This window comes from Lishizhenia sp. (genome assembly GCF_057456495.1).
The window spans coordinates 1-7817 of the sequence record NZ_JBVCPV010000145.1 but is presented as its reverse complement, the minus strand read 5'-3'; the positions used below and the strand labels follow the sequence as shown (position 1 = coordinate 7817).

Sequence of the window (7817 nt, the reverse complement as noted above, 5' to 3'; positions counted from 1 at the left end):
GTACGGAAAAGATTCTTTCCAACCGATTAATACGCCAGACGAGGATGAAGAATTCTTGTTAAAACCAATGAACTGTCCGCACCACTGTGAGATTTTTAAATCAAGACCAAGGTCGTACAGAGATTTACCTGTAAGATTTGCGGAGTTCGGTACAGTTTACCGTTACGAGCAATCTGGAGAGTTACACGGATTGACACGTGTGAGAGGATTTACGCAAGATGATGCGCACATTTTCTGTACACAAGATCAAGTAAAAGATGAGTTTAAGAAGGTGATTGATTTAGTATTGTACATCTTCAAAACTTTGAAATTTGAGAATTTTAAAGCTCAAATTTCTTTACGTGATCCGGAAAAACCAGAGAAGTACATTGGTGAAGATGCCAACTGGGTAAAAGCAGAAAGTGCAATTATGGAAGCGGCGGAAGAAAAAGGATTACCAACTGTAGTAGAATATGGTGAGGCAGCCTTTTACGGACCGAAGTTAGACTTCATGGTACAAGATGCTTTAGGAAGAGAGTGGCAGTTAGGAACAATTCAGGTAGACTACAACTTACCAGAGCGTTTCGAATTGGAATACACAGGTAGCGACAACCAAAAACACAGACCTGTAATGATACACAGAGCACCGTTTGGATCTATGGAAAGATTCGTTGCTGTATTGTTAGAGCACTGTGCTGGAGATTTCCCATTGTGGTTAACAACAGAACAATTCGCTATACTTCCTATCAGTGAAAAATACAACGACTATGCAGAAAAAGTTTCTGGTTTACTAAATAATTACGATATTCGCGGTTTCGTAGACGCTCGAAATGAGAAGATTGGTAAAAAAATTAGAGAAGCTGAGCTATCTAAAATACCATTCATGTTAATTGTTGGAGAGCAAGAAGCGGAGAACAATACCCTTGCGGTACGTCAACGTGGAACAGGTGATTTAGGATCAGTTACATTAGACGCATTTGTAGAAATAGTAAATAAATTAATAGACGAAGAATTGACTACGGAGAAATAATTGTTATTTTAAGTAGTGAATCATAAAAAGAGTAAATGAGAAAAGGACCTAGAAAAAAGTTTCAACCCAGAAGACAAGAAGATCCGCACAGAATTAATGATAGAATTCGCGTGCCTAAAGTAAGATTAGTAGGAGAAGGTGTAGAGCCTCAAGTTATTGCAACTCGTGATGCTATTAAACTTGCAGAAGAAGAAGGTCTTGATTTGGTTGAGATTTCTCCTAAGGCTGATCCGCCAGTAGCTAAGATTTTGGATTACAAGAAATTCTTGTACAACCAAAAGAAGAAACAAAAAGAGCTTAAAGCGAAGCAGTCTAAAGTTGTAATTAAAGAAATTCGTTTTGGACCCAACACGGACGACCACGATTTCAACTTTAAGTTGGCTCATGCTAAGAAATTCTTAGAAGAAGGAAGTAAAGTAAAAGCTTTCGTATTCTTTAGAGGTAGAACTATCGTATTTAAAGACAGAGGTGAAATTTTATTATTGAAATTCGCTCAAGAATTAGCTGATTACGGTGTGTTAGAGCAAATGCCAAAATTAGAAGGTAAGCGTATGACAATTATGCTTAACCCTAAGAAAAAGTAGTAAAGGGATATTCCCATACGAAGATAAAGAGAGAGGTAACTTTAAAGAAAAGAGAAGATGCCAAAAATGAAAACAAAATCTAGTGCTAAGAAGAGATTCAAAGTAACTGGAACAGGTAAAATCAAAAGAAAACACGCTTTTAAAAGTCACATCTTAACAAAGAAGACGAAAAAGCAAAAACGTAATTTGACGCACGCAGGATTAGTTGACAAAGCTGACGAAGCAAACATCAAAGTACAATTAAGAATGAAATAATCTCTCCTCGGAGAAATTATACATTCGGTTAAATTTATTAAACCCGGTATTGTGTAACTAAGTCTTCATGTAACAAGGAAGCACATACTACCAAAAAAATTAAAAGATATGCCAAGAAGTGTAAATCATGTAGCGTCAAGAGCGAAGCGTAAGAATGTTCTTAAGTTAGCTAAAGGATACTACGGAAGAAGAAAAAATGTTTGGACAGTAGCAAAAAATGCTGTTGAAAAAGGATTAGCATACGCCTACGAAGGACGTAAGCAAAAGAAAAGAAATTTCCGTTCATTGTGGATCACGCGTATTAACGCAGGTGCACGTCAGCACGGAATGAGCTATTCTCAATTCATGGGAGCGGTTAATAAGTCTGGAATCGAGTTGAACCGTAAGGTATTGGCTGATTTAGCGATGAACCACCCAGAAGCATTCAAAGCGATCGTAGATTCTTTGAAAAAGTAAAATAAATTAAACTCTCTCTATAGAAAGCTCCATCACTGATGGGGCTTTTTTTATTTTATTATCAGCATTAAAATTCCTTGATAAAAAAATTGAATAATTTCAGAACCGTATGAATCAAAAAAAGGGCTCTCAATTGTAACAGCCCTTTTTCTTCATCTATATAGAATCACTTCACATAACTCGTATCCGTCAAGGCTTCCATAAACAAAACAATGTCTTCCTGTTCCTTCTCCGTCAAATTCAATTGATCAAAAGGCAAAGTTTGGTTTTCTAATTCAAACCCGTACTTCTTTCCTCCTCCTTCGTTGTAAAACACTACGACCTCCTCTAGTGTGTTAAATACACCATTGTGCATGTACGGAGTGGTTAAGGCTACATTACGTACCGTTGTGGTCTTAAATGCGCGTTTATGATGTTGTATTTTATAGATTTCATACTTGCCTAAATCTTCATCTAGTTCAGCACCCTCTTCCACATTTTCTGCGGGAAGTCCTAAAACTTCACTTTCCATTTTCTCATAAAAAGGAGGAGCTACACCATTGAACAAAGGAGCGAAATGACAAGTCGCACATTTTGCTTTCCCCATAAACAAGTTAAAACCATTTATTTCTTTTGCCTTCAATGCATTTTCTTCTCCGCGCATATACTTATCAAATGGACTGTTCATCGCACTCAAACTTCTGGTAAAAGCAGCCAAAGCCAATTTGATTTCTCTATCGGTAATTGACTTCTCTCCGTATACTTTTTCAAAGGCTTTTTTATAACTTTTATCCTTCAACAAATTTTGAATTATCGTTGCAAACTCGCCACCCATTTCTTGTTTATTGGTAATTACCGCATGGGCTTGATCTTCTAAAAAGGCAACACGGCCATCGTAAAACTGCATACTTTGGTAACCGGCATTAATCAATGTCGGCGTATTGCGCAACAAGCCCTCTTCTTTCCCCAATACAGTATTCACTTTTAATCCATCTGTAAATGCAAGTGCTGGATTATGACAACTCGCACAGTTTCTAGAACCATCTATAGAAAGTCTTTTCTCTTCAAACAACCTTTTTCCCAAGGCAACATTTTCAGTCGTCAACGCTAAAGCATCTTGGGGTGAAAAAAAGGCAAGATCAAAAGCCTTGGCCTCAAACATGTGCTTTGCATCCTTGCGAATGGCAAAATCTAAATGATCTGGGTAAGCTATCTCCATACGTTCAGTATAGGTTTGTATAGCGCTTGTAAGCGGGTTTAAGTATACTTTTATAAAGTCTGCCCTATTAAATGAGTCAAAACTCCCTGTATAGTTCTCTAAGTACACAATGCTCTGTTTGGTGAGTATAGATAGATCATTCGCGTTCTCTAAATATCCTACCACCTCATCAAAGGCTTGAAGTGTAAATTTTGCTTCTTCCATACTGTTTAAAGAAACGGGACTATCGAAACCTGTTATCCCTTTTGTAATCAAACGATAAATATTCAGTTTCAAAGCATACATTAAGTTGGCATCATCAAGGAGTACCGCACTTTCTAATTGTGTTAGTTTATGTACCCCTTCTTTCAAACCATCGATTTCATCCAACAGACCATCTCTATCTAATCGCTCTTGCGTGTACACAAACTCTTCAACGACCTGAAATCCTGAAGGGTATAAAGGCATTTTAGGCATGCTCGCCACAGCCTCCAGTAAATTAGGACCATTCACCTTTACTGCCGTTTCTCTAAAAAAGTACTCCACGATAAATTCTATGTGCTTGTAATGAGACCTGCACTCAACAAAAGCCTCTTGTAATCTTTCTTTGGGAGCATTTTTACTAAGCGCTTTAAATTCTTCCAAACGGGTCACTAAAGCACTAAGTTCTTTACCGTAATATGCTTTTACTTTTTGATGTGGAGATGTCTTCACTTCATAATACGCAACACTTTTTGCTGCACTCATACTCAGAAAAGCTCCCGTCAATAGTCCAACGCTCATGAGCGTAAATATCATTTTTGTTTTCATCTATTTTTTAAGCGATCACCCTTAAATTGGGTAACTTTCTTTTTAATTTTTCTATTTCTTTTGAACCAATATCATTTCCCAGCAGCAAGAGTGTTTTTAAATTCTTCATCTTATATATCGCCTTGGGAATTTCAGTCAATTCATTATGCGCCAAATTCAAACTTTCTAAAGCATCCAGTTTTTTAAATGCTTTAGGTATTTCTGTGAGTTGATTGAAAGACACATCCAAAACTTTAAGCTTTGAAAGATCTCCCATGCTTTTGGGTAGTGCTTTTATTTGATTATGATTCACATGCAATTCCTGCAAACTTTGCCAACCCTCAACAGCATCTGGCAAATAACTTATTCGGTTGTAAGAAAGTTGAAGTATCTCTAAACGGGACAAATTATTTACTTCAGGCGGTAGCGAGTACAAGGCATTGTGATCAGCTCCTAAATATTTCAGATGCCCCAAATCTCCGATTGAAGTATTGATATACGACAACTGATTCCAAGAAACATCCAAAAACTCCAAAGCTTTTAACCCTCCGATTTCTGACGGTAAGTCTACCAACTGATTTTCGTCTAACTGTAAGAACTTTAAACTCTTCCAATTCGATACATATGTGGGAACTTTGGCCAACTTATTTTCAGAGAGAATACAAGATTCTAGCGCTACTAAACGTCCTAAACTAACTGGTAAATGAAACAATGCATTACCTTTTAAGTCTAAAAACTTAAGGTGTTCCAATTCTCCTAAAGCCGGATTTAAAAACTCCAATTCATTTAAGCGGTAAGAAAAACTCTCCACCTTTTCTTTATGTTCAAGCGCAACATCAAGATCGGAATATGTAATTACCGGTGCATTCTTTTTTCCTGAATGCTGTGTTTGTGCAAAAAGGCAATTGCCCCCCAAAAGGAGGACAACTGCCACAGTATAAACTTTATTTTTCAAAGGTATCCCTGATTAACGTTTTACTATTTTCTGAGTAAATCTCTGGTTACCCACAACCACTACAGCCGTGTAAACCCCTGATGGTAAATTCCCCATTTCAACATTGATGTTGTTTGTTCCTGTATTCAAACCTTGAGATAAGATTCTTACGTTAGAACCAACCATGTTGTATACATGAACCATTGCCGCTCCTTGCGTATTTGCATTGATCTGTATCGTTACATTTCCGTTTGTTGGGTTAGGGAAGATAATTGGCTCCTCAACTTGAGATTGATTTTCAACTCCCGCTGGAGAAATATACATTGCATCTGGTCCTAAGTATTCTTTTCTAGCGATAACAATACAAGACTCTTTGTTGAACACTACTGGAGTTCCTGTCGCGTCAATCATTGCTGTTGTATTACCACTTGATGGGTGCTGCATAGAAACGAACATAAATTTGAAGTCTGGAGAGAAAGTCATTCCAGTTGGCTCACATCCTGCTGGAGTTACAGCAAACATTTTAACCGCTGGGTTGGTTTGTGTATGACATGTTGGTACCATCCAAATGTGGTTACGTCCACCGTCTTGAATTACGTATAAATTACCTTCATCGTCGAAAGTTAAGTTATCAACTCCACCTCTCCACTGCTCTTCAACTAAACCGTCAGCAGTTTCGATTACGTAAATCCAATCTGAGTTACCTACGAATACCATCGCATCAGCAACTGTAGATCCATTGTCTGTAAATCTGTAAACTCTAGAAGAAGATTTTGAAGTGAAGTAGATTTGTCCTGAAACTGGGTTAATCTCAACGTCCTCAATTTTATCAAAATTTGTACCTCCTACTGCTGAAGCGTAAGACAATACATTGTTACAATCTGCCGCTGTGAAGTTTGGAATACCTACCCATGTTCCTGTCGTTGCATTATCTAAAGGTCCGTCTAACTTTAAAACATATAAAGTACCTTGAGATAAGTCTTCTGCAACATCTGCAACAAATTTAAATACGTATCCTGGGTTTTGGTCATTACCAAAATAAACTGTTTTTCTATCTTCAGAAACCACACAGTTTTCGTGAGACATTCTTCCTAATTTGAACAACTTCTCTGGAGTTCCATCACCATCGTGATCTACCACTGAAGCTGTAGCCGGATCGATTTCTACCAACCACCCTATGTCTTGGTAACCATCTGCATTTGCATCACTTGTTGGTAAAGTTTCTTCTGCTGTAATGATAGTACCCCATGGAGTAACCGCACCTGAACAGTTACGACCTGTTCCTTGAACTGGAGCGAAATCAACCGGTTGGTTGTTGGTAATGTTCCAAATGTGTAACGTAGAATCGAATTGAATATCCATCATAGATACCCCTGCTGCTGGGAAAGACCCCATTTCGTGGTTCAATGATAAGTATCCTTTGTGGCTAGATCCATTGATAGGAACGTATCCCGTAAAGTCGAAGTTATCTCCCGTGTTACCTTGTGTAGCGTCTGTGTAAGGCTCTCCGTGTTGGATTAACATTTGGAAGGTGTGCGTAGAAGGGATTCTTAATGAATCAGGTTGTACACTTGGCATAACTGAAGTGAACTTGGAGATGTGTAGAGCGTCTAAATCATCACTACAATCTACGGGAGCAACCAAAGGAACGATATCTCTATATGCTAACTCTAAGTCAAAAGAAATATCAGAGCTAGAAGGGTCAGCTTGGTGAATTTCTACGGCTACAACATTGTTACCTACTTGTAAGTTTGTTGCGTCAATTACAGTTTCGAAGTAAACATCTTCATCTCCTCCACCTACTGTACCGTTTGCGTAAGTAGTGTAATCTACAGCTCCTGAAGGCATGTTCACGCGGTGTACTTCTACCCCGTTGATGTAAACGATAGCTCCATCATCTCTTTTTAAGAACAATACTAACTCTTGATCTGCAGTTGGCAATACCGATACTGAAAAATCAGCTCTAAAGTAAGTTGTTTGATATTTGTTCTGTGAGTCGGGTCCGTAACTTAAAGTAGTAGCCTCATCTCCGTCTCCATACCCTAATTGACCTTGACCTGTTAACCAAGTTCCATCATTAAAAGAAGGCGCTGTCCATGTAGACCCTAAATCAGATCCATCATCTAAATAACTCCAAGTACTTTCCGCTGGAAACACTACAGAAGTTTGTTGTGCCGCTACAGAACCAACCATAGCTACAAAACAGAATTGTGTAATTTTTTTAAACATTTCTATACATTTTTATTCACTGCAAAGTTGAGCAGGAATGCATAGAAGGAGGTAAAATGCCTTTTAAAGCTTTTTTAAATTAATGCTATGCAGAATTAAGAAAATGTGATGAATGTTAAGATTGGATTTCTAGATAGCAAGACGATTCAAAGATTCATCTCTCGACTGCCGCTCGAGAACCTTAATTCAAGGATTCAAGGATTCAAGGATTCAAGGATTCAAGGATTCAAATTATATTAATAGTTCAAACTACAATTTTTAAATCTATCAAATTCTACAAATCCCGATTAACAAACGAAAATAGGTTCTTCAGGAAGGCTTTTGGCTTCGGTTCCACGATAGTACGACCTCACTCCCAAACCACTATCTTAGAAACCCTGTCTC

Annotated in this window: 7 protein-coding genes; 4 read left to right on the top strand and 3 right to left on the bottom strand. The window is 37.9% G+C overall.

Annotated features, from left to right (window positions below; translation table 11 throughout):
- From thrS to rplT, 4 genes are all read left to right on the top strand, one after another.
- The coding region (thrS, locus tag AC22ZQ_RS10545) for a threonine--tRNA ligase (protein WP_318958748.1) at positions 1-1009 on the top strand (1009 nt) is incomplete at its 5' end.
- A 35-nt stretch (positions 1010-1044) separates the two neighbouring features.
- Positions 1045-1593 carry a translation initiation factor IF-3 gene (gene infC / locus AC22ZQ_RS10540; RefSeq protein ID WP_090248721.1) on the top strand — a complete coding sequence of 183 codons (549 nt, stop codon included), beginning with the start codon at positions 1045-1047 and terminating at the stop codon, positions 1591-1593.
- Positions 1594-1650: 57 nt separating this feature from the next.
- Positions 1651-1848 (top strand): 50S ribosomal protein L35, encoded by a 198-nt coding sequence (gene rpmI, locus AC22ZQ_RS10535; RefSeq protein ID WP_090248719.1) that lies wholly within the window; start codon positions 1651-1653, stop codon positions 1846-1848.
- A gap of 108 nt (positions 1849-1956) precedes the next feature.
- On the top strand, positions 1957-2304 hold the full coding sequence (gene rplT, locus AC22ZQ_RS10530) for a 50S ribosomal protein L20 (RefSeq protein WP_318958747.1): 348 nt from the start codon (positions 1957-1959) through the stop codon (positions 2302-2304).
- Positions 2305-2470: 166 nt separating this feature from the next.
- Here the strand turns inward: rplT and AC22ZQ_RS10525 are convergent, their stop codons facing one another.
- From AC22ZQ_RS10525 to AC22ZQ_RS10515, 3 genes are read right to left on the bottom strand one after another with little or no spacing between them, the layout of a single operon-like run.
- Positions 2471-4264, bottom strand: a complete 1794-nt coding sequence (locus tag AC22ZQ_RS10525) for a cytochrome c peroxidase (RefSeq protein ID WP_318958746.1) — start codon at positions 4262-4264, stop codon at positions 2471-2473.
- Between the two features lie 34 nt (positions 4265-4298).
- Positions 4299-5204 (bottom strand): leucine-rich repeat domain-containing protein, encoded by a 906-nt coding sequence (locus tag AC22ZQ_RS10520; protein ID WP_318958745.1) that lies wholly within the window; start codon positions 5202-5204, stop codon positions 4299-4301.
- Positions 5205-5237: 33 nt separating this feature from the next.
- Complete coding sequence (locus tag AC22ZQ_RS10515; protein ID WP_318958744.1) at positions 5238-7433, bottom strand: alkaline phosphatase PhoX; 2196 nt, start codon at positions 7431-7433, stop codon at positions 5238-5240.
- Positions 7434-7817: the final 384 nt, after the last annotated feature.

Excerpts from the sequence above, each read along its gene's own strand:
- AC22ZQ_RS10515 (WP_318958744.1), bottom strand. The coding sequence starts at position 7,433 with ATGTTTAAAAAAATTACACAATTCTGTTTTGTAGCTATGGTTGGTTCT.
- infC (WP_090248721.1), top strand. The coding sequence starts at position 1,045 with ATGAGAAAAGGACCTAGAAAAAAGTTTCAACCCAGAAGACAAGAAGAT.
- rplT (WP_318958747.1), top strand. The coding sequence starts at position 1,957 with ATGCCAAGAAGTGTAAATCATGTAGCGTCAAGAGCGAAGCGTAAGAAT.
- rpmI (WP_090248719.1), top strand. The coding sequence starts at position 1,651 with ATGCCAAAAATGAAAACAAAATCTAGTGCTAAGAAGAGATTCAAAGTA.
- AC22ZQ_RS10525 (WP_318958746.1), bottom strand. The coding sequence starts at position 4,264 with ATGAGCGTTGGACTATTGACGGGAGCTTTTCTGAGTATGAGTGCAGCA.